The following is a 20266-nucleotide window of genomic DNA, read 5'->3' as shown; positions in this document are numbered from 1 at the left end:
CCAGTTTAGGTTGCCTTGCGGCTCCCTGTGGGCGGGTGTGGGGCCGGAAGCAGGGGACGGTGATCCGAGACCGGGCTCGACCAGGCGTCTGTGTGGCGCGCCAGCCAGCGGCGGCCGCACCGTTGCGCCGACCGCCACGCCCGCTGGTCCGGCCTGGCCGCGGGCGCCGTGGCCGCACGGCAGTTCGGCTGGGCGGGCAAGTCGCGTCGTGGGCACCGTCTGTGTGCGTGTGTGAGCCAGACCACATGTCGGGGGTGCATAGCGGGGTGGGGGCCAGTGTCTTTATTGGAGGTGTAGGGGCGTGCGGGGGTAAGGAGCGACGCGGATGGGGCAGTTGCGGGCCGATGCGTTCGACCGGTTCGTGGCGGCTCGGTGGTCGGCGTTGCTTCACCTGGCGCGGCTGCTCACCGGCGGAGACCGGCACCGGGCCGAGGATCTGCTGCAGGAAGCACTTGTCAAGCTGTGGTTCGCCTGGCCGAAGGTGGCAGAGCAGGCCCCCGAGGCATATGTGCGCAGGGTCCTGGCCCGTGCCGCGGCTCGCTCGGCACGGCGTCGCTGGTGGGGCGAGCACCCCGTGGACCAGCTGTCCGACCCGCCCGAGGTGGGAGACGAGACCGCCGCCGTGGACGAACGGACCCGGTTGGAGACCATGCTGGCGTTGCTGCCGGCGCGGCAGCGGGCCGCGGTGGGATTTCTTCCGTCTCCGACGTGACGTTGCACCGTGGCGCACACGGGTCGGACGGGACAGGACCGTCCCACCGGCGAGGAGTGGCCGTTCGTCCTTCATCGGCATCAGATGAGTTCATCGGCGACATCCGCGACTCCGTCGTCGGTCGTGAGCCCCGGTTCGAGCTAGCCGGTCTACGGCCAGGGGCTGACGCAGACGGAGTGGCAGTTCGCGCTCATGGAGCCATGACATCGCCGAGGCTGCCTTCACCGGCAACGTGTGTCGAGCCGCTTTTCAGGGCGAAGACCGGTCGCCGCAGTGGCCGTGCCGCGCATGCGGGCAACTGCCTACCGCGGCTTGGTCGCGATCTGGATCAGGTTGCCGCAGGTGTCGTCGAAGACGGCGGTGGTGACGGGGCCCATCTCCAGGGGCTCCTGGGTGAAGCGGACGCCGAGGTCGCGCAGGCGCTGGTACTCCGCCTTCACGTCGTCGACGGCGAACTGGGCGAGTGGGATGCCGTCCTCGACGAGCCTGTCGCGGTACGTCTTGACGGCCGGGTGGCCGGCGGGCTCGAGGAGGAGTTCGGTGCCGTCGGGCTCGTCGGGCGAGACGACGGTCAGCCACCGGTCCTTCTCGCCCACCGGGACGTCGTGCTTCTTCACGAAGCCGAGGATCTCGGTGTAGAAGTGCTCGGCCTTGGCCTGGTCGTCGACGAAGACGCTGGTCAGATGAATCTTCATGGGGTGCTCTTCTCCGGTCCGGATGTGTCGGGCACGAGCCATCGCGCGGTGATCTGCCGCAGTGGGGCCGTGTTCAGGTCGTGGAACTTGTAGCGGCCCTCCCGCCTGGTCTCGACGAGCCCGGCGGCCTCCAGCACGGCGAGGTGCTGGGAGACCGCCTGGCGCGAGATGCCGAGCTGGTGCTTCATGCTCAGTCGGGAGCAGATCTCGAACAGTGTCTGTCCGGACTTCTCAGTGAGCTCGTCGAGGATGGTGCGGCGGGTGGGGTCGGCCAAGGCTTTGAAAAGGTCGTCGGCCACGACCACATGATAGGTAACTACTCACTTGCCTATCAAGCCGAGGTGCGTCTCGTAAAGCGCTCAGTCACATGCATGGTCACGGACGTCAACTGCCCGATCGACCCAACGTCGACTGGGGACCGGACGGCCGGCTGTACGTCTCCTGGGGCTCCTGGACCGGCTCGGGCACCTTCATGCACGTCCTGGACCAGTCCACCGGCAAGCTGTCCACCACCGACCACAACCTCTGGCGCATCGCCGTCAACATCGAGAACCCGACGATCATCCTCACACCGTGGTCGGCCGGTCCACCAGCGTCACGGGGCCGTACCTCGACCAGAACGGCACGGACATGGCCTTCCGGCGGCGGAACCACCGTCCTCACGGGCGCCTACCCCAAGGTGGCCGTCGGCGGTGCCGACGCCTACGACGACGGCACGTCGAAGTTCCTCGCCTACCACTACTACGACGGTGACAACTCCGGGCAGGAGACCCTCGACATCCGTCAGGTGACCTTCGCGAACGGCTGGCCCGTCATCGCCGGTCCGCTGGGCGCTGCGAACAACCACCTGCTCGGCAACTGCAACTCCGGCGCCTCAACCGCCGAGGGCGCGGTGGCCGTCCAGTCAACGTGCACCGGCGCCTCGCACCAGCTGTGGACGAAGACAGCGATGACCGGCGGCTACGTCACCTTCACCAACGTCAACAGCGGCAAGTGCCTCCAGGTCGCCGGGGCGTCCACCGCCAACGGCGCGGCCCTGGACCAGTCGACGTGCACCTCCGGCGCGAATCAGCAGTGGATGATCGTCTGAGGCTGCGCGGAGGCATTTCCTCACCGAGAGCGTGAAGAACCCGGGCGGACGAGGCGTGTCTCGGCCGCCCGGGCGAGCAGGAAGCGGCCGCCGACGAAGCCGAGGGACACCGCGACCGACTGCTGCGCCGGGAGACGTCCCTGCTGGTCGAACGGCTGGCGCGCCGTGACCCCGCCGACCACAAGTACATCGCCGGTTCAAAGCACATGTCTTCGAGGGCATGGCCGCCGTCGCCAGGACACGGCGGACTGGGCCCGCGAAGGGCAGCGCCTGCTCGCCACCCGGAAGTCGTCCGACAGCGACTGATCCCCCGGCGCCGCGTGGGGCTTCGGGTGTGCGCGTCGATCACGTCGCCGACGCAGGCGTGCAGCCACAGCGGCCTGCCCCCCACCCACCGTTGTGCCGGGGCGGGCCGGCCCGGCGAACGGCAGACCTCCTCAGCGGTCCGCTCGCAGGACGCGGCGGCGCAGCTCCGCGTACCACCGCGTCTCCGCCGCGGCCACCGCCGCCAGGATGACGACGACGCCGGCCAGGGCGGCCACCGGTGGACGACAGCCGCCGCCGGTACCCCGGCGAGGAACAGGCAAAGTGCCGTCAGCCGGAAGCCGCCCCACACCTTCAACATGATCCGGCCGAAGAGGAGCAGCCCGCCTACGTACAGGGCTGCACCGCCGCACAGTGCCCAGGCGTAGAAGGTGCCGAGCGAGTTGCCGTCGTCCGCGTGGGCGACCACTCCTTCGACGCCGAGGGCTGTCACGACGATGCCCGCCGTGATGGGGAAGTGGGCGTAGCCGTAGGCGTGGACGGCCAGGGTGAGGCGGGCCTGGCCGTGGGCCTTGTCCAGCTGGCGTTCGCCGATGTGGGTCGCCAGGTCGAAGTACAGCCACCACAGGCCCGTCGCGGTGGCGACGCCCAGGACGCCGGCGGCCAGCAGAGGAGTGCTGACCGGATGGCCGACGGAGCCCGCCCCCATCGCGAGCAGGGACTCGCCGATCGCGATGATGACGAACAGCTGGTGGCGCTCGGCGAAGTACGCGGCGCTGTGGATGCGCCAGCTGCCGCGGCGGGATGTGGCGTACACACCACCCCAGTCGACGGCGATGGCCGCCGCGAACAACGCCGTCTGCCACCGGCCTCCGACCACCGTGCCCGCGATCAGCAGGGCCGATCCGCCCAGGACCGGCGGCCAGGAGACGGCGATCTGCCGCATCAGGCCGTGGTCGCCGCGCGCGAGCCCGCTGTAGAGGAACAGATGCACGCTGCGGACGAACAGGTAGGCGCACGCCAGGACCAGGGGACCGTGCAGGCCGCCCGACAGGTCGTGCCATGACTCCGGGACCGCCAGCGCGACGACGAAGACGCCGGCCATCGCCAGGGCCATGCCCACGCGGACCACGGCGAGGTCGGTCCGGGCCTGGTTGCCCAGCCAGGCGTAGGCCGACCAGGAGAACCACACCAGGGCCAGGAGCAGCATCCCCCGCAGGGCGCCTGCGCCCGTGTGTTCATGGGCCATGTACTCGGTGATCTGGGTGAGTGTGAAGACGTAGACCAAGTCGAAGAACTACTCGAAGGTCGTGACCCGGCCGGTCCGGAGTGCGCTCAGCACGCCCGTCAGTGACCCGCTCCCGGATTGTCTGCCGTCCTCGTCCGTCTTTGCCATCCGCACGTCGTCGTTCCTCCGGGGCGGGTCGTGGTGTGGTCGTAGGGATCAAGCTGACCGCAGGGGCGGCTTCGGCAACGAGCGGTGGTCAGCAGGGTGACGAAGGGCCCGGTCCCAGCCGAGTGACGTGGGATCACCAGGTGGTGGCGACTGCCCGGAGGGCGGTCCAGTTGTCGCCTTCGCGGGCGTAGTCCATGGTCAGCCGCAGACGCCGGTCGGCGCGCGTGCCGTAGACCGTCGCGTCCGTGATGATCTGGCCCACGAGGTGTGCTTGTGACGAGGTCTTCCACCGCCTGCGTGACTCCATCGTGCGCGGCGAACTCGTCCCCGGCGAGAAGGTCAAGGACGGTGAACTCGCCGAGCGCCTCGGCCTCAGCCGCACCCCGGTGCGCGAGGCACTCGCCCGGCTCGCCGACATCGGCCTGGTCGAAGCCAAGCCCGGCGTCTACACCCGCATCACCACCCTCAGCCGCCGCGACGTCGAAAAGACCCTCGCCGTCCTGCGCTCCCTCGACCAACTCGCCATCGAGACGGCCGTGCCGGTCATGACCGAGCAGGACCTGCAACACATGCGAGAGGCCAACCGCGACTTCGAACGGGCCGTCGCCGCCAACGACACCGCCGCCGCACTCGCCGCCGACGACCGCTTCCACGCCGTCCCCATCACGGCCGCCGACAACCCCGTGCTCAGCCGGATCGTCGAGCAACTCCACCCGCAGATCCACCGCATCCTCTACCGCAAGTTCTCCACCCTGCTCGGCGGCCGCAACACCATCGAACACCACGACCAGCTCATCGACGTCTGCGCCGGCGGCGACGCCCGCGCCGCAGCCGAACTCTCCGGACACCGCTGGTCCGAACTCGGCGGAGACATCAACCAGCTCTTCGACACCAACCAGTTCGCCGAGGCAGCCATCGGTTAGGACGCCAGTCTCCGCCGGCGATGGCCGGGCTCCGTACGGACAACGCGATTGCCGGAGCGTCCCCAACGAAGGCCCGACCGGAATCCGGTCGGGCCTTCGTTTGCCCAGCTGGGCGGCTGCGGAGGACGCGTCGGCGGCGAGGTCACGGTTACCCGGATGCCTGCCGACGGCGCCCACAGCGCCCGATGACACCGAGCTCGGTGTCCGACATCCGCCCTGTGATCATCGTGGCCCTGGCACCGAGACCTTCGGCGGGTCGGCGATCCGGCGGTCCTCGGCGCGGTCCCGGCCTTCGTCCTGATCGCCTCCGCGGAGCCGCTGTCCAGCGTGGTCGCGGGCAACGCGGTCTGCGGTGCGCCGGGTGCGCTGCTGATGTCCGCGACGCTGCTGTCGTCCGCGCCGACGCTGATCCCGATTACCCGCGTCGGCAGACATCCTGGTCCGTCCGGCGTCTCACCAGGGTTCGGGAACGTCGGACAGGGCGCGCGGGTGGATGCAGGAGGGGGCAACGACGGTTGGCTCTCGGACTGGTGGCATCTGCTGCGGAACCTGTCCGCCGCGGTGGAGGAGACCTGCCACCAGCACCGCGTGGTTGCGCAGGCCCCTGACGGGCCGTACCGCACTGGACATCGCGCATCGGCTGTCCACCATTCACGATGCCGACCAGATCCCTCGTCATCGACGAGGGGCGGATCCACGGGGGATCCACGACCAGTTGCTCACCGGCGGTGAGCTCTACGACGAGTTGTACCGCACGCGGTTCGCCCAGCAGCTGGACCTCGGCGCCGAACCGGTCAAAAGTACGGTCGCCGACAACGGGAACCGTGCTTTGGGTTGGTGCTGGGAAGGACGTGGTCTTCCAGGATGAGGTCATGCCAAATGCAGACTCTCCTCCGGCATTTCATGCAGAGGGCTTGACGAAGAAATACGGTCGCCGCGGCAAGCCGGCCCTGAGCGACGTGAACCTCGCTATCCCCTCCGGCCGTGTCATCGGTTTGGTCGGCCCGAACGGAGCCGGCAAATCGACTCTGCTGCATCTGGCCTGCGGGCTGATCGAGCCGACGTCCGGCTCGTTGACCGTGCTGGGGTCACGTCCGGCGGCGAACGCGTCACATCTGGCCCGGGTGGGGTTCGTCGCGCAGAGCACTCCGGTGTACAGCTCGTTCACCGTGGCCGAGCACATGAAGCTCGGCGCGAAGATGAACCCGGCGTGGGACCCCGCCCTGGCCGAGCGGCGTATCCGCCAGGTGGGGCTGAACCCCGCGCAGAGGGCGGGGCAGCTCTCGGGTGGCCAGCGCGCGCAGCTGGCGCTGACCATCGCGGCGGCCAAGCGGCCCGAGCTGCTGATCTTCGACGAGCCGGCGGCGGCGCTGGACCCGCTGGCCCGCAAGGGGTTCCTGCAGAACCTGATGGAGTTCGTGCTTGAGCTCGGCGCCAGCGCCGTGCTGTCCTCGCACCTGCTCGGCGACATCGAGCAGGTCTGCGACTACCTCATCGTGCTGTGTGACTCGCGGGTGCAGGTCGCCGGCGAGACCCGGGATCTGCTGGCCGGGCACGCGCGACTCGTCGCACCTCGCGGCGAGTTCGACCGGCTGCCCGCCGGAGTCGAGGTGATCTCGATGGAGCACAGCGGCGAGCACAGCAGCGCGGTCGTCCGCACCGACGCCTCGCCCGCGTCACTGCCGTACCCGGTCGAGCCCGTCTCGCTCGAAGAACTCGTCCTCGGTTATATGACCCGGGCGGCCGCGGTGCCCGCCGCCCGGGTCGAGGCCGCGGCCTGGGGGTCGCCGCGATGATGTGGCTGAACTGGCGGCAGTTCCGCGTCCAGGCGCTGGTCGGCGTCGGCGCGCTGGCCATTATTGCCGCGTATTTGGTGTACTTCGGCGCGGACATCCGCGATGGCTACGACGTCTACCAAGCCCATTGCCAGGGCGTGGCCGACTGTGCCCAGGCAAGGAGCCAGTTCCTCAGCGCCTACAAGAACACGCTGTTGTTCCTCGCGGCGGGGCTCGGTCTGATCCCCGTCGTCCTCGGCACGTTCTGGGGCGCGCCGCTGATCGCCCGGGAGCTCGAGAACGGCACCCACCGGCTGGTGTGGAACCAGAGCATCACCCGCCCGCGCTGGCTCCTCACCAAGGTCCTGCTCGTCGGCCTGGCCGCCATGTTCCTCACAGGCGCGTCCGCGGCCCTGCTCACCTGGGCGGCCCACCCGTTCGACGGGGTCATCAAGAGCGAGTTCAGCACCTTCGAGTTCGGCGCGCGCAACATCGCCCCGATCGGCCATGCCGCGCTGGCCCTCACTTTCGGCACCGTCGTCGGGCTCCTGCTGCGCCGGAGCCTGCCCGCGATGGCTGTGACGTTCGTCGTTTTCCTCGCCTTCCAGTTCTTCTTCCCCAACGTGGTGCGGCCCAGCCTCATGCCGGCGGAGAGGGCCACGTTGCCGATGACAGCCGAGGCCATCAACGAGGCGCAGAGCCTGGGCAGCATCGGTGGTGGCTCCGTCATCAGCGGGGTGAAGATCCCGGGCGCGCCCGACGCGTGGATCGCCGAGACGAGCCCGCTGCGCACCGCGAACGGCAAGGCCCTCGACGGGACGAAGTTCAACGACTGTATCGACGCTCCGCCCAAGACCGGCGCGGGCGGCACGTTCGGTGACGCGGCGGTGTGCCTCGCCAAGTACGATCTCCATGTCGACATCCGCTATCACCCCCGCAGCCGCTATTGGGCGTTCCAATGGCTGGAGACCGCGATCTACCTGACACTCAGCGGGATCCTCACCGCGTTCGGCCTGTGGCGGATCCGACGCAGGGTGAGCTGACCCCCGTCTCAACCGGCGCTGTCCGGGGGCCGCCGGGACTTTCCTGGCGGCGCCCCTCATGCGCGAACGGGGCCTGCTGTCACTGCCCCGCGCGCCAACTCAACCCGACTGTGCGGGAACTGGCGGTCGTGCTGAGGGAGTGAGCGGTTTACTCGGAGGTGCTCTCGACGATGCGGTTCTCCCAGGCCCAGACGGCGATCTCGGTCCGGTTGCGCAGCCCGAGCTTGGTCTGGATCCCCGACAGGTGACTCTTGACCGTGCTGAGCGAGATGAACAGCTCGGCGGCGATCTCCTGGTTGGTGCGGCCGCGTGCGATGGCCCGCACGACCTCAAGCGCGCGTCCGGACAGCGGTGGCGACTGACCAGCGCGGCCGCGGGGCGCCGCCTCGGCCTCGTTCAGGTGCTTCAGCAGCCGGAGGGTGACCGACGGCGAGACCAGCGCCTCGCCGTTGTAGGCGGCGCGGACTGCTTCGATGAGCAGGGCGGGTCCGGCGTCCTTGAGGACGAACCCCACCGCACCGCCACGCAGTGCCCCGTACACGTACTCGTCGAGGTCGAAGGTGGTGACCACGATGACCTGTATCGGATCGGTCACCCCCGGGCCGGCCAGCGCGCGGGTGACGTCGATGCCGTCGAGCTTGGGCATCCTGATGTCCACCAGGCACACATCCGGCCGTAGCCGCCTGGCCAGCGCGATCGCCTCGGCGCCGTCCTCGGCTTCCCCGATGACGGCGATGTCGGGCTGGTCCTCCAGGATCAGCCGCAGGCCGCGGCGGATCATCGCCTGGTCGTCGGCGAGCAGGACCTTGATGGTCATCCGGGCTCCCTGGTGGGGACGGGCAGGGTCGCCCGCACGGACCAGCCGGCGCCGGGCCGGGGACCGGCGCACAGCGAGCCGCCGAGCGTCTCGACGCGTTCGCGCATACCGACCAGACCGTACCCCCCGCGGTGATGGGGCCGGGCGGAGTGCGGCGGGGCGTCGTCGGCGACCTCGACGGTGACGGCCTCGGTGTCACGGCCGACGGTGACGTCGATGGAGCGGGCGTGTCGCGCGTGCCGCAGGACGTTCGTCAGCGCCTCCTGGACGACGCGGTACACGGTGCTGCTCACCTCCGGCGGCCAGTCCGTGTCGTCGTCGGGCACGCTCAGACGGACCTGCGGGCCCTGGCGGCTGAAGCGCTCGACCAGCGTCCTCAGCCCCTCCGGCCCGGGCGAGACGGGCGCCGCATCGTCGGTGTCGCGCAGCAGCCCGACGACACGGCGCATCGCGGCCATGGCTTCGGACCCGGCGCTCTCGATCTCGGTCAGCGAGTCCGACACCTTCTCCGGGGCCCGCCGCGCGACGATATGGGCGGCCTGCGCCTGAATCAGCATCCCTGTGATGTGGTGGGCCACGATGTCGTGCAATTCCCGGGCGAGCTCCAGCCGTTCAGCCCGGCGCACCTCTTCGGCGGCGGCTTGCGCCCGGCCGTCGAACATGCGCAGCGCCAGCCCGATGCCGACGGCGGCCAGCCAGGCCGCGGCGGCGATGGCCGGAACCGCCGACGGCGGCCGGACGGCGAACTGGGCGGCGATCACCAGCAGCCCGGCGCCCGCGATGGCCCCGGCCCGCACCGTCGGCAACGCCCTGACCGCGGATCCGGTGAGCACGGCCAGGCCCAGGGCGACGGCGGGTCCGAGCCCGGCGGGAAACCGGGTGCCCGGCAGCAGCGGGACGAGGACCGCCAGCGCGGTTACGACGAGGCCCGCGGCAGCCGTCCAGGTTCGCTCCCGATGGCGCATCAGCGCGAGGGCGCACACCAGCACGGCGGTGGCGGCGCCGGGGGCCCAGGACGCGGCCCCCCAGGTCTGCGCGAGGGCGAAGGACTGGATGGCGATCGCCGCGAGAAACGCGACACCGAGCCCGACGGTGGAGACGGCCCCGACCCATCGCTCCGGAATCACGTTGATCAGATTACCGAATCCTCGCCCGCGATCCGCGCCGTTCGGCGGAGCCTCGGGCGGGGTGACGGGCGGCTCCGCGGTCCTTGCGGCGGGCTGGGCGGCGCCCACCGCGTCCACCAGATCTGCGGCCACACTACGACCGCGGGAGGTTCGCCCAAGGCCCGTGCGGTGCCGGGGCGTTGACGTTCTGCTTGCGGTCGAGGCCGCGCAATACCGGCCCCATCACGAGGGCGGCGACCATCCCCATGGTGGCCAGGTTCGTCACGCCGCTCCATCCGGAGAACCAGGCGACCCCGGTCACCACGACGCCGCCCACGGCGATCCCGGCGGCCGGTCCCATCGGCAGCGTCCTGATCGCGGAGCCAACGAGCACCGACAGGGCCAGCGCCGTGATGGGCGCGGGCTCCTGCGGCAGCTCCTTTCCGGTGATCAGGGACACCACGACGGCGACGACCGTCACGGCCATGCCCGCGACCGCGGTCAGTACCTTCTGCCGCTCGCGCATCAACGCGAGGCCGCCCACGATGACTGAGACGGCGGAGCCGGACACCCAAGACACGCCACCCCAGCTGTCCATGAGCATGAATCGCGACGGGCGACCTGGCCACTGCCGAGACCTACCTTGAGGGTGATCTGCGTGGCTGGGCCGGGAAGTTCGGCAAACCGATCATCATGAGCGAGTACGGAGCGACACCCCTGCGGCCACCCGCTGCCACAGCCGCACGCCGGGGATGCCCCCGCCGTAGCCGGTGCCCAGGGCGTCCCGGCACTCGACGGCGCCCTGAACCAGACGCTCGACCATGGCCCTCGGCCGGGGATCGTCCGTCACCGCGCTCATGAGAGCGGCGCCCGACAACGCGTGCCCGACGGTGTGGCCGTCGAGACCGGAGCTCTCCCAGTTGCCGTAGGACTCGGCAACCGGCGGTAGGCCGACCTCGCGCCGCAAGGGCGCGAGCAGCCGGTCGGCGTCGAGGGACAGCAGCTAGTCGAGGGCGGTGGCCCGCGCGTCCAGGAACGGGCCCGGAAGTAGGCGTACCGCGTTGCGGGGGAGTGCCTGCATGACTGCTTGTTTCGTTAGTTCGAACGCTTCGCCCCTGCGGGGAAGCGGCGTCGTGGTGCAAGGCCCCCGTGTCACCGGTCAGGCCCTGCGAGAGGGAGGATGGGGGCCTCAAGGGCTTCGTCGCGGTCGCACACGAGGGTGTCTCCGCTCATCCGCAGGCGGGCGACCTGGATCGAGCTCCGGCGGTCGTCGTGGCCGCTGTGGTGTCCGGGGCCGTCGTCGGATCGCCTGGGGTGTGAGAAATAGAAGATGAACGCGCCGAGTTCGCTGGTGACGACATCGGCGTGGTAGCCGTACCCCCCGTCGTCCGGGCCCTGCCCGGGACGATCGAGGATGAGCCCTCGCGGTTCCCATGTCTCCAGGTCCCGTGAGTGAAGAACCCGCTGTCCATGCCATTCGTCGATGAGCATCCAGTAGCTGCCGCCGAACTCGAAGACGTTCGGGCCTTCGTGCTTCGAGCACTCGACGGCGGGCCCCCGGACGGTCCACCGCGCCAGATCGTCGCTGTCCGCCGCGTAGGTGTGCGAGTGATCGGCCTCGTCCTTGTACCACATGCGGTAGCCGCCTGTGGGGAGCCGCAGGACGCAGGCGTCGATCACTCTCTCGGACGAGAGCGACAAGGTGGAACGGTAGGTCCATGAGAAGAGGTCGTTGCTCGTGTAGTGACGGATCACGCGTGCATGGCCCGCCCACTGGGTCGGAACACCGCGGATCACGCTGACGAACATGTGGTACTCGGTTCCGTCGTCGACGATCTCAGGCGCCCAGTAGGTATGCCGCCCGGGCTCGATGTCCAGCCCCTCGGCGATTCCCCGGTACAGCCAGCTGGCTCCGCCGTCCGCGGAGGACGCGATCCCGATGTCGGTCCCGTGTACCCAGCTCACGTCGTTCATCGGCGGCGCGTCGGCGCGTCGGCTCGTGTAGAACATCCACCACTCGCCGGCCTGCCGGTTCCAGATGACAGTGGGGTCGGTCGCGCCGTCGTGCATGGGGTCTCGGAACAGAGGTCGGGCAACGGTTGTCATCGGTTCTTCCCAGGCGTGAGTGTGTTGGTGCCGCATGCGGGCCCATGAGCCGGTGTCCGCGACGTGGACGACGGCGGTGTCAGCGGCCCATGGGCAGTCGGTACGTCGGAGTGGTCAGTCCTGCCGGCCCGTCAGCCGGATCATGTTCCAGGAGAGCGGTTCGAGTTCGGCGTGGAGGACGCCGTCGGTGACGGTGGTGCCGGTGGCGGGGTGCGGGGTGACCCGGTCGGGCCGGTCCGCGGTGTTGGTGGCCTCCGGGTCGCTGTCGGCCAGGACCAGGTGCTCCGCCACGGTGTGGGCGCCGACGCCGCGCAGGTCGATTTCCAGAGGCAAAGCCTCTGTCTGGCCGCGGTTGACCGCGAAGACGGTGATGTCGCCGGTCTCGTCGTCCATGACGGCGGTGGCGTGCAGCAGCGGTACGTCACCGAAGCGGGCGGTGGGGTACGTGGGGCTGTCCACGTCGACGCGCAGCACCCGGCCGCGCCCGTACGCCGACGCCTGGGCGAAGGGGAAGAAGGTGGTCTGCCGCCAGGCGGGCCCGCCCGGCTCGGTCATGATCGGCGCGATGACGTTGACGAGCTGGGCCAGGGAGGCGGCGGTCACCCGGTCGGCGTGTCGCAGCAGGGCGATGAGCAGCGAGCCGAAGACCACGGCGTCGGTGACGGTGTAGACGTCCTCCAGCAGGCGCGGTGCCTGCTGCCAGTCCTCGACCTGGTGGGGGTTGGGCCGCTTCTGGTACCAGACGTTCCATTCGTCGAAGGAGAGGTTGATCCGCTTCTTCTCCTTGAGCCGCGCCCGGACGTGGTCGCAGGTGGCGACGACCGACTCGATGAAGTGCTCCATGTCGACGGCGGAGGCCAGGAAGGAGTCGCGGTCGCCGTCGGTCTCCTCGTAGTAGGCGTGCAGCGAGATGTGGTCGACCAGGTCGTACGCGGCTTCCAGGACGGTCGCCTCCCAGGAGCCGAAGGTCGGCATGGAGGACGCCGAACTGCCGCAGGCGACCAGTTCCAGGCCGGGGTCGATCATTCTCATGGCGCGGGCGGTCTCGGCGGCGAGCCGTCCGTACTCCTCCGCCGTCTTGTGCCCGGTCTGCCAGGGCCCGTCCATCTCGTTGCCCAGGCACCACATCTTGATGCCGTACGGCTCCTTGGCGCCGTGGGCGGCACGGCGGTCGGACAGCTCGGTGCCGCCCGGGTGGTTGCTGTACTCCAGCAGCCGCAGGGCGTCCTCCACCCCGCGGGTGCCGAGGTTGACGGCCATCATGGGTTCCGTGCCGGTCTTGGCGCAGAAGTCCATGAACTCCCCGAGGCCGAACTCGTTGGTCTCGGTGCTCTTCCAGGCGAGGTCCAGCCGGACCGGGCGTTCCTCGCGCGGGCCGACGGAGTCCTCCCAGCGGTAGCCGGAGACGAAGTTGCCGCCCGGGTAGCGCACGGTGGTGACGCCCAGCTCCCGGATCAGCTCCAGAACGTCCCGGCGCAGACCGTCGGCGTCGGCCTGCGGGTGGCCGGGCTCGTAGATGCCGGTGTAGACGCAGCGGCCCAGGTGCTCGACGAACGATCCGTACAGCCGGGGGTGGACGGCGCCGATGCCGAACGCTGAGTCGAGGGTGAAGCGTGCGGGGGTGGTGGGGCGGGACATGACTGCCTTTCGTTGGCTGTTTTCAGGCTGTCCGGCGTTCGGGGACGAGTCCGTTCGAGCCGAAGCGGGGGTCTGGGGGATCTGGGGGCGCAGCCCCCTGGGCGGAGGCCGGGGCGGCAGGCCCCGGCGACGGGAGGGGCAGGGGTGGCGGGGCGGAAAGGGACCGAAGCGGCCGTGTCAGAGGACGAGCGCGCAGACCACCGACGGAACGGACATCGCCGGGCCCGCCTGCCGCAGCGCCCCGTCGTCCAGGACACGCAGCGCGACGAGCGTCCCGCTGTGCTGGTTGGCGACCAGCAGATGATCGTCCGCGTAGGCCAGGCCGCGCGGCCACGTACCGCAGGCGGACATCTCGTCGATCGGTTCCAGTGTTGTGCCGGTGACCCGGAACGCGGCCACCGTGTCCGCGCCCCGATTGGTCACCCACACGAAACGGCCGCAGGGCGAGGCGACGATGCCGCCCGGCTGGTTGGTGACGTCCCGGACCGCTGTGGCGGGCACTGAGGAGAGGCCCGTCAGGGTGCCCGTACCGGCGTCGTACCGGTGGCAGGTGACGGTCGAGGACAGTTCGTCCGCGCTGAACACCAGCTCACCGCCAGGAGCGAAGGCGAGGTGGCGAGGACCGGACCCCGTGCGCAGCCGGTTCACGGCGACCCGCTCCAGGGTGCCGGTCCGGGTGTCGAGCCGGTAGGTGAAGACCGTGTCCGCGCCCAGGTCGGTGGCCAGGACGAAGCGGCCCGCCGGGTCGACGAGCACCTGGTGGGCGTGGCTGCCCTCCTGCCGGCCGGCGACCGGGCCCGCCCCTTCGTGGACGGCGACATCGGTCAGCTCCACCGGACGCCCGTCCGTGTCGAGGCGGTGCACGGCCACGCTGCCGGGCGCCGTGTCGCTGCCGTAGTTGGCGGTCAGCAGCCAGCCCCTGTCCGGGTGGACGGTGAGGTGGCACGGGTTGGCGCCGCCGCTGCTCAACGGGCCGTCCAACAGGGACAGTTGGCCGTCGCCGTGCCGGACCAGGGCGCTGACGGTGCCTGGATCGGTCTCGTTCGTGCTGTAGACGACGTCGAGCGAGGGATGCGCCGCCAGGAAGGACGCCCCGTTGACGCGCAGCGGCGGCACTCCGGTGTCGTGAGCCAGGCGGCCGGTGCCCGGGGTGAGTCTCAGGGCGGCGATCCCGGCGCCGTCCCCGCCGGACTCGGGTGTGTAGGAGCCGGTGAGGACAGCGACCTCATCGGCGGAGGAACGCGTGGGCATGGGTGTGTTCCCTGGAATTCTGTGAGCAGGTGGGTACTTGAGCGGAAGCAGTGCTGGGAAGGGCTCAGCGCACGATGTCGTCGTAGTGCTCCAGCAGCCCCAGTTCGGAGCGTCGGGGCAGGCCTTCCCAATCTCCGGTGGTGCTCACCGCGAAGGCGCCGAGCAGGGCCGCCGTCCGCAGCCGCCGCTCCGGGGGCTCACCCGCGAGCAGTTCGGCGAGGTACCCGGCGGCGAACGCGTCTCCCGCTCCCACCGAGTCGAGCTTGGTGACGGGCACGGCGGGCTGCCGGTACGACCGTCCGTCGAGGAGGGCGTACGCGCCCTCGGCGCCGAGTTTGATCACGGCTCCCGAGGGGCCGAGGTCGCAGATGCCCTTGGCGAGCTCCTCCGGTTCGTCGGCGTCGGGAGCCATGAGCCTGCCTTCGTGCGCTCCCGCGAAGACCAGGTCGCTTCTGCGCAGCAGCGGCAGCAGCGTGCACCCGGCCTCCTGCTCGTTCCACAGCAGCGATCGGAAGTTGATGTCCAGTGAGACCGGTACGCCGGCGTCGACGGCGATGTCCACCGCCCGGGTGACGGCACCGGCCGGACCTTCGCCCAGTGCCGGGGTGATCCCGGTGATGTGCAGGACCGCCGCGCCGGCGACGAGGTCCTCGGGGATGTCGTCGGCGGACAGCCGGGCCCCCGCCGTGTGGGTGCGGTAGTAGCGCGTACGGCTGTGCGTGGCCGTACGGCGTTCGCGCAGCAATAGCGAGGTGGGGGCGGGGTCGCGGGCGGCGGCCGTGGTGACGCCTTCCGCGCGCAGTTCGCGGAGGATGAGGTCGCCGAGTGCGTCGTCGCTGACACGGCCGATCCAGGTGGCTGCCCCGCCGAGCCGGCTGACGCCCACGGCGACGTTCGACTCCGCTCCGGCGAGCCCGAGACGCAGGTCGGAGCCCAGGGCCAGCGGGCCGGTGTCCGACGCGGCCAGGACCGCGAGGACCTCGCCGACAGTCACCAAGTAGCGTTGTTGGCAAGGGCCGTTCACGGACCCACCTCCTGATGACTGGACGCGGCCCGGATCGCGTCGAGCAGCGTGCGGGTCCTCTCCGTGAGGGCGTCCAGGGTCTCTGTCGCCGGGTTCCGGTCCGCTCCCCGCAGCAGCGGCGAACCGATGCCCACTGCGAGGGCGCCCGCGTCGAGGTAGTCGCGCGCCTGGTCGACGCCGACCCCGCCGACGGCGATGAGCGGGACGTCCGGCAGCGGCGCCCGCAGCTGCCGCAGGTGGGCGGGGCCGCCGGTGCTCGCCGGGAAAAGCTTGACGGCGGCGGCACCCGCCCGCCAGGCGGTGGACACCTCGGTGGGTGTCCAGGCGCCCGGGTAGAACGGGATGCCCCTGCCGACGGCGTCGCGGATCACGTCGGTGTCCACGGCCGGGGCCACCAGGAACTCGGCCCCGGCCGCGAGCGCTTCCCGGGCCTGCTCGGTGGTGATCACCGTGCCGGCGCCGACCGCAACCTCGGGCCCGAGCTCGTCCCGGATGGCGGCCAGAGCGTCGAGGGCACCCGATGTGGTGAGGGTGACCTCCAGGCAGGTGATGCCACCGTCCGCGAGGGCCCGGGCCACGGCGGGCAGTCCCGTCGCGTCGGCCGACCGGAGGATGGCCATGACCCGGGTCCCGCTCAGCTGCGGGGTGAGTGTGGGACGCTCCGTCAAGACCTCACCGCCGCGGACGACGTGCCGGAGCGCTGGGTAGTGGTCATGCGAAGTTCCTTTGCAAGGTGGTGCGTTGGTAAACAGCGTTACTTGAGTCCGGAGGTGGAGATCCCGGCTACGAAGCCGCGCTGCAGGATCAGGAAGAGCGCCAGCACGGGCACGACGTACATCACGGTGCCTGCCGCGACGAGGTTGCTGAGCTGGGCGCCATGCGCGTTGACGTAGCCGGTGGTGAGCTGGACAGCGAGGGTGGTGCGGCTGGTGTCCAGCAGCAGCGCGGGCGCGATCCAGTCGCCCCACGTCCAGCTGAAGGACAGGATCAGGCTGGCGGCGATGACCGGCCACGACTGGGGCAGGAAGATCCGCCAGAAGATCCGGATCTGCCCGCATCCGTCGACGATCGCCGCCTCCTCCAGTTCCTTGGGCATGTTGCTGAAGAACTGCCGGAACAGGAAGATCAGATACGGTGCGCCGCACAGCCCCCACAGCACCCACGGCATATAGGTGTTCAGCAGGTTGACCTTGGCGAACAGCAGGTAGGTCGGGATGAGGGTGATGACCTGCGGCAGCATCATCGTCGACAGCAGCACACCGAAGATCACCCGCTTTCCCGGCGCTTCGAGCCGGGCGAAACCGTACCCGGCCCAGGCTGAGGCGAGTGTCGCCAGGACCGAGTAGATGACGGCGATCGTCAGGGAGTTGCGGGCGTAGCCGAAGTAGTCCCAACTGGTCAGCGCCTCTACGAAGTTCCCGGGGCTCGGATGGTGCGGCCACCAGTGGATGGGGAAGGCGCGCAGCTCCGACGGGTCCTTGAACGCGGTGATCACGAGCCAGGCGAACGGGCTGAGCAGCAGGACGAGGACGCTCACCAGGAGCATGTAGACGACACTGCGCCGGGGGAGCACCATCACGCGCCTCCGATCGTGCGGGTCTTGGTCTTCACGCGCTCCGGTTCCACGGAGTAGAAGACCGCGCCCTTGCTGAGTTTGAAGACGAGGAAGGTGACGGCGACGATGATCAGGAAGAGCACCCACAGCAGGGCGGAGGCGTAGCCGTAACGGCCGTCGACGAGGTACTGGTTGAGGACGTGGATCATGATGAAGGAGTTGCTCTCCGGGACTGATCCGAGGCCCTTCGGGGTGGGGTCGAGCGAGATGAGCAGCGGTGCGAAGGTCTGCAGCGCGGCGATGATCCCGGTGACGACCTGGAAGAAGAGGACGGGGGAGAGCAGCGGCAGGGTGATCCGGGTGAAGGACTGCCATGGGCTGGCGCCGTCCACCCGGGCCGCCTCGTGCAGTTCCTTGGGGATGTCCTGCAGTCCCGCCAGTGAGATGATCATGACGTTGCCCACGCCCCACAGGGTCAGGACCATCAGCACCCAGCGGGCGTAGGGATCCGCCAGCCACGCGAGCCCGTTGATGCCGAAGAGGTCCAGAAGGCCGTTGGCCGACCCCGAGTCACGATCGAAGATCATCTTGAAGGCGAGGGCGGCACCGACCGGCGGCACCACGGCGGGCAGGTACAACAGCGTGCGGAACAGGCCGCGGCCCCGTATCGGCTGGTTCACCAGTACCGCCAGGAACAGCCCCGCCACGATTGTCAGCGGAACGGTCATCGCGGTGAACACCCCGGTGCGGGCCAGGGAGTGCAGCGTCTCCGAGTCGGAGAAGACCTCCATGTAGTTGTCCAGGCCCACGAAGCGGGAGTTGTTCGACAGTCCGTCGGAGTTGGTGAAGCTCAGCCACAGGGCGTAGCCGAGCGGATAGGCCGTCAGTGCCAGAAACCCCAGCACCCAGGGACCGGCGAAGGCATAGAAGGCCCAGGCCCTGCGCGTCGTCAGCGAGCGCCGCCGGCGCGGCGGCGGTGAGGCCGCCACGCCGGCCGGGCGCTTGGCACCCGGCCCGGCAGTCGTCTCGGTGAGCTGTCCGGTGCTCACCCCACCAGCTCCTTGCCCTTGGCGAGCTGGTCGTTCATCTGCTTGTTCAGCTCGTCCGCGACCTTGCCCGCGGAGGTGCCGGACTTGACCGCACCCGGCAGCACCTTGCTGATCACTCCGTCCAGGGATGCGATCTGGGCGTACGGGGTGAAGGTCAGGGCCGAGAAGTGGGCGAGCTCCTGCTCCTGCACCTTGAAGGCCTGCTTCTGGTACGGCTTGTCCTGCGGCATCTTCGCGCGCAGCGACTTCAGGGTGGGAATGCCCCAGCCGCCGGCGGCCCGGCCCTGGGCGGGCTCTCCACCGAAGAACCACTCGAAGAACTTCCAGGCAGCGTCCTTGTTCTTGGCGTCCCTGGGCATCCAGAAGCCGGTGGCGCCGAAGCAGGGGCTGACGCGGTTGCCGCCCAGCTGGGGCGCGGGGGCGAGGCGCGAGACCTCGGCGACCTTGGGATCGCCGGAGATGGCTCCGCCGAACCAGTAGCCGTCGGTGGCCATCGCCATCCGTCCCGCCTGGAAGGTCGGCCAGTCCCAGCCGTCCGGGTTCGGGTTGACGACGCTCGGGCCGATGTCGGCCTTCGTGTAGTCCAGGTACCACCGCAGCGCCTTGAGCGCCTCGGGGGACGAGAAGTCCACCGAGGCCAGGTCCTCGGCGAACAGGCTGCCGCCGGCAGACGCGGTCATGCCCATCATCTGGGAGAAGGAGCCGAGTCCCGTGGCGTTCAGGCCGTACACCTTCACCTTGCCCAGCCGGCGCTTGGTCAGGCGCTTGCCGAGGTCCAGCCACTCGTCGTGGGAGAGCGGCTCGGTCTCGCTGGGCAGGTCCAGCTTCGCGGCCTCGAACATGTCGGTGCGGTACCAGAACATCTGGTCCTGCGAGTAGTCCTTGGCCATGCCGTAGCGAGGGCCCGCGCCCTGCTTGCTGCCGTCGTAACGCCACAGGTCGTTGACCGGGTCGAGGTCGGAGGGCTTGAGCACTGCGCTCTTGGCGAAGTACGGGTCAAGGTCGGTCATCAGGCTGCGCGCGGCGAAGTACGGGGTTTCCAGAGCACCGAGCCCGCGCACCAAGTCCGGCGGGGTCTTGCCGGCCAGCATGGCGTTGAGCTTGGTGGGGTCGGTCTTGAGGAGCCTGATCTTCACGCCCAGTGCCTGCTGGGCGGCCTTGATGTCGAAGTCCTCCTTTTCGCACATGACCGTGAGCGTCGTGCTGCCGCTCTTCGAATCGCCGCCGCCCGAGCCGTCGTCGACGGAAGCGGCGCAGCCGGACAGCGCGGCGGCGCCGAGCGCGGCACCGGAGAAGGTGAGGAAACGACGTCTGTCGAGAGACCCTGTGGTCGGGACGGACATAAGTGGACAGCCTTTCGTGCGGGACGATGGGGAATGCGGAGTTGCCGCGGGGAGGGGCGGCAAAGGGGCACGGGGGAGGGGCGTGGGGACGGATCGGGCGGGAAGCGCCGGGCTCACTCAGCCCTGGCGCGAGATGTCCCGGACCGGGCGGGCACACGGCTGTCGTGCACGAGTGTCGGCACCGCATCGTCCGACCGCGACTACGACGGTGGTCGCGTCCGCGGTGACCCTCCCGGGGCGCCTCGTAGCGCACCCCGCCCATGGCCGGTATCCGGCGTTGACATTGCTGCGTTCAAATGGACCGGTTTCTACGGCTCTGCACAGACGTATCGCTTATTTCCGTCTGAGGAAACCGGTTGACTCGAACTTCGGCGAACGTTAGGTTCCAGCGCCAGAAGGTGTCAAGAGGTCGCCAAGAGATCAGAACGCGCCACCGCCGCACATGCCGAGCGGCCCCTGGCGCCGACCGGGAAGGAGGA

At 69.8% G+C, this 20266-nt stretch carries 20 protein-coding genes and 1 pseudogene; 5 read left to right on the top strand and 16 right to left on the bottom strand.

Annotated features, from left to right (window positions below; all coding sequences use genetic code 11):
• Positions 1-325 precede the first annotated feature (325 nt).
• A pseudogene (locus ABT063_RS02895) lies at positions 326-688 on the top strand (sigma factor); the annotation flags it as partial.
• Between the two features lie 326 nt (positions 689-1014).
• Here ABT063_RS02895 and ABT063_RS02890 read toward each other — a convergent pair.
• Together ABT063_RS02890 and ABT063_RS02885 are read right to left on the bottom strand one after the other, a co-directional pair.
• Positions 1015-1407, bottom strand: a complete 393-nt coding sequence (locus tag ABT063_RS02890; protein WP_351055289.1) for a VOC family protein — start codon at positions 1405-1407, stop codon at positions 1015-1017.
• Complete coding sequence (locus tag ABT063_RS02885) at positions 1404-1706, bottom strand: ArsR/SmtB family transcription factor (protein WP_351055288.1); 303 nt, start codon at positions 1704-1706, stop codon at positions 1404-1406. Before ABT063_RS02885 ends, ABT063_RS02890 begins: the two co-directional genes overlap by 4 nt.
• A gap of 68 nt (positions 1707-1774) precedes the next feature.
• Here ABT063_RS02885 and ABT063_RS02880 point away from each other — a divergent pair, with 68 nt between their 5' ends.
• Entirely contained in the window at positions 1775-2497 is a 723-nt protein-coding gene (locus ABT063_RS02880; RefSeq protein ID WP_351055287.1) for an RICIN domain-containing protein, read from the top strand.
• On the opposite strand, the gene ABT063_RS02875 is transcribed toward ABT063_RS02880, so the two are convergent.
• Together ABT063_RS02875 and ABT063_RS02870 are read right to left on the bottom strand one after the other, a co-directional pair.
• Entirely contained in the window at positions 2388-4049 is a 1662-nt protein-coding gene (locus tag ABT063_RS02875; RefSeq protein WP_351055286.1) for a low temperature requirement protein A, read from the bottom strand. The two genes, ABT063_RS02880 and ABT063_RS02875, sit on opposite strands and share 110 nt — an antisense overlap.
• A gap of 241 nt (positions 4050-4290) precedes the next feature.
• A complete protein-coding gene (locus ABT063_RS02870) occupies positions 4291-4419 on the bottom strand; it encodes a hypothetical protein (protein ID WP_351055285.1) in 129 nt (42 codons plus the stop codon).
• On the opposite strand from ABT063_RS02870, the gene ABT063_RS02865 reads away from it, so the two are divergent.
• The 3 genes from ABT063_RS02865 (at position 4406) to ABT063_RS02855 (ending at position 7898) form a co-directional block, all read left to right on the top strand.
• On the top strand, positions 4406-5080 hold the full coding sequence (locus ABT063_RS02865; RefSeq protein WP_351055283.1) for a GntR family transcriptional regulator: 675 nt from the start codon (positions 4406-4408) through the stop codon (positions 5078-5080). The genes ABT063_RS02870 and ABT063_RS02865 overlap by 14 nt on opposite strands.
• Positions 5081-5994: 914 nt before the next feature.
• The gene (locus tag ABT063_RS02860) at positions 5995-6876 is read left to right on the top strand and encodes an ABC transporter ATP-binding protein (protein ID WP_351055282.1); all 882 of its coding nucleotides are present in this window, start codon (positions 5995-5997) and stop codon (positions 6874-6876) included.
• Positions 6873-7898, top strand: a complete 1026-nt coding sequence (locus ABT063_RS02855) for an ABC-2 membrane transporter-related protein (protein WP_351055281.1) — start codon at positions 6873-6875, stop codon at positions 7896-7898. Before ABT063_RS02860 ends, ABT063_RS02855 begins: the two co-directional genes overlap by 4 nt.
• Before the next feature lie 148 nt (positions 7899-8046).
• On the opposite strand, the gene ABT063_RS02850 is transcribed toward ABT063_RS02855, so the two are convergent.
• The 12 genes from ABT063_RS02850 to ABT063_RS02795 all read right to left on the bottom strand — a co-directional run bounded on the left by ABT063_RS02850 (position 8047) and on the right by ABT063_RS02795 (position 19787).
• Positions 8047-8715: a response regulator gene (locus tag ABT063_RS02850; RefSeq protein ID WP_351055280.1), complete on the bottom strand. Its 669-nt coding sequence runs from the start codon at positions 8713-8715 to the stop codon at positions 8047-8049.
• Entirely contained in the window at positions 8712-9974 is a 1263-nt protein-coding gene (locus ABT063_RS02845; protein ID WP_351055279.1) for a sensor histidine kinase, read from the bottom strand. Before ABT063_RS02845 ends, ABT063_RS02850 begins: the two co-directional genes overlap by 4 nt.
• Position 9975: 1 nt before the next feature.
• Positions 9976-10392 carry a metal transporter gene (locus ABT063_RS02840; RefSeq protein WP_351055278.1) on the bottom strand — a complete coding sequence of 139 codons (417 nt, stop codon included), beginning with the start codon at positions 10390-10392 and terminating at the stop codon, positions 9976-9978.
• Between the two features lie 120 nt (positions 10393-10512).
• Positions 10513-10821 carry a beta-L-arabinofuranosidase domain-containing protein gene (locus tag ABT063_RS02835; protein ID WP_351055702.1) on the bottom strand — a complete coding sequence of 103 codons (309 nt, stop codon included), beginning with the start codon at positions 10819-10821 and terminating at the stop codon, positions 10513-10515.
• Between the two features lie 152 nt (positions 10822-10973).
• On the bottom strand, positions 10974-11891 hold the full coding sequence (locus ABT063_RS02830) for a glycoside hydrolase family protein (protein WP_351055277.1): 918 nt from the start codon (positions 11889-11891) through the stop codon (positions 10974-10976).
• A gap of 150 nt (positions 11892-12041) precedes the next feature.
• Positions 12042-13565 (bottom strand): arabinosylfuranosidase ArfA, encoded by a 1524-nt coding sequence (gene arfA / locus ABT063_RS02825; protein WP_351055276.1) that lies wholly within the window; start codon positions 13563-13565, stop codon positions 12042-12044.
• Between the two features lie 177 nt (positions 13566-13742).
• A complete protein-coding gene (locus ABT063_RS02820; protein WP_351055275.1) occupies positions 13743-14816 on the bottom strand; it encodes a lactonase family protein in 1074 nt (357 codons plus the stop codon).
• Between the two features lie 64 nt (positions 14817-14880).
• Entirely contained in the window at positions 14881-15840 is a 960-nt protein-coding gene (locus tag ABT063_RS02815) for a sugar kinase (RefSeq protein ID WP_351055274.1), read from the bottom strand.
• The gene (locus ABT063_RS02810) at positions 15837-16508 is read right to left on the bottom strand and encodes a bifunctional 4-hydroxy-2-oxoglutarate aldolase/2-dehydro-3-deoxy-phosphogluconate aldolase (protein ID WP_351055273.1); all 672 of its coding nucleotides are present in this window, start codon (positions 16506-16508) and stop codon (positions 15837-15839) included. Before ABT063_RS02810 ends, ABT063_RS02815 begins: the two co-directional genes overlap by 4 nt.
• A gap of 86 nt (positions 16509-16594) precedes the next feature.
• Positions 16595-17416: a carbohydrate ABC transporter permease gene (locus ABT063_RS02805; RefSeq protein ID WP_351055272.1), complete on the bottom strand. Its 822-nt coding sequence runs from the start codon at positions 17414-17416 to the stop codon at positions 16595-16597.
• A complete protein-coding gene (locus ABT063_RS02800) occupies positions 17416-18444 on the bottom strand; it encodes a carbohydrate ABC transporter permease (RefSeq protein ID WP_351055271.1) in 1029 nt (342 codons plus the stop codon). The genes ABT063_RS02805 and ABT063_RS02800 overlap by 1 nt, the downstream gene beginning before the upstream one ends.
• Complete coding sequence (locus ABT063_RS02795; protein WP_351055270.1) at positions 18441-19787, bottom strand: extracellular solute-binding protein; 1347 nt, start codon at positions 19785-19787, stop codon at positions 18441-18443. The genes ABT063_RS02800 and ABT063_RS02795 overlap by 4 nt, the downstream gene beginning before the upstream one ends.
• Positions 19788-20266: the final 479 nt, after the last annotated feature.

It is taken from the genome of Streptomyces sp. NPDC002838, from assembly GCF_040295365.1.
In the GTDB taxonomy this organism is placed as follows: Bacteria; Actinomycetota; Actinomycetes; order Streptomycetales; family Streptomycetaceae; genus Streptomyces.
Note: the sequence above shows the minus strand (reverse complement) of the source record. Positions and strands in the feature narration are given on the sequence as shown.

Coding starts and splice junctions, on each gene's coding strand:
- ABT063_RS02855 (WP_351055281.1), top strand. CDS start 6,873: ATGATGTGGCTGAACTGGCGGCAGTTCCGCGTCCAGGCGCTGGTCGGC.
- ABT063_RS02820 (WP_351055275.1), bottom strand. CDS start 14,816: ATGCCCACGCGTTCCTCCGCCGATGAGGTCGCTGTCCTCACCGGCTCC.
- ABT063_RS02865 (WP_351055283.1), top strand. CDS start 4,406: ATGATCTGGCCCACGAGGTGTGCTTGTGACGAGGTCTTCCACCGCCTG.
- ABT063_RS02880 (WP_351055287.1), top strand. CDS start 1,775: ATGCATGGTCACGGACGTCAACTGCCCGATCGACCCAACGTCGACTGG.
- arfA (WP_351055276.1), bottom strand. CDS start 13,565: ATGTCCCGCCCCACCACCCCCGCACGCTTCACCCTCGACTCAGCGTTC.
- ABT063_RS02890 (WP_351055289.1), bottom strand. CDS start 1,407: ATGAAGATTCATCTGACCAGCGTCTTCGTCGACGACCAGGCCAAGGCC.
- ABT063_RS02830 (WP_351055277.1), bottom strand. CDS start 11,891: ATGCACGACGGCGCGACCGACCCCACTGTCATCTGGAACCGGCAGGCC.
- ABT063_RS02795 (WP_351055270.1), bottom strand. CDS start 19,787: ATGTCCGTCCCGACCACAGGGTCTCTCGACAGACGTCGTTTCCTCACC.
- ABT063_RS02850 (WP_351055280.1), bottom strand. CDS start 8,715: ATGACCATCAAGGTCCTGCTCGCCGACGACCAGGCGATGATCCGCCGC.
- ABT063_RS02805 (WP_351055272.1), bottom strand. CDS start 17,416: ATGGTGCTCCCCCGGCGCAGTGTCGTCTACATGCTCCTGGTGAGCGTC.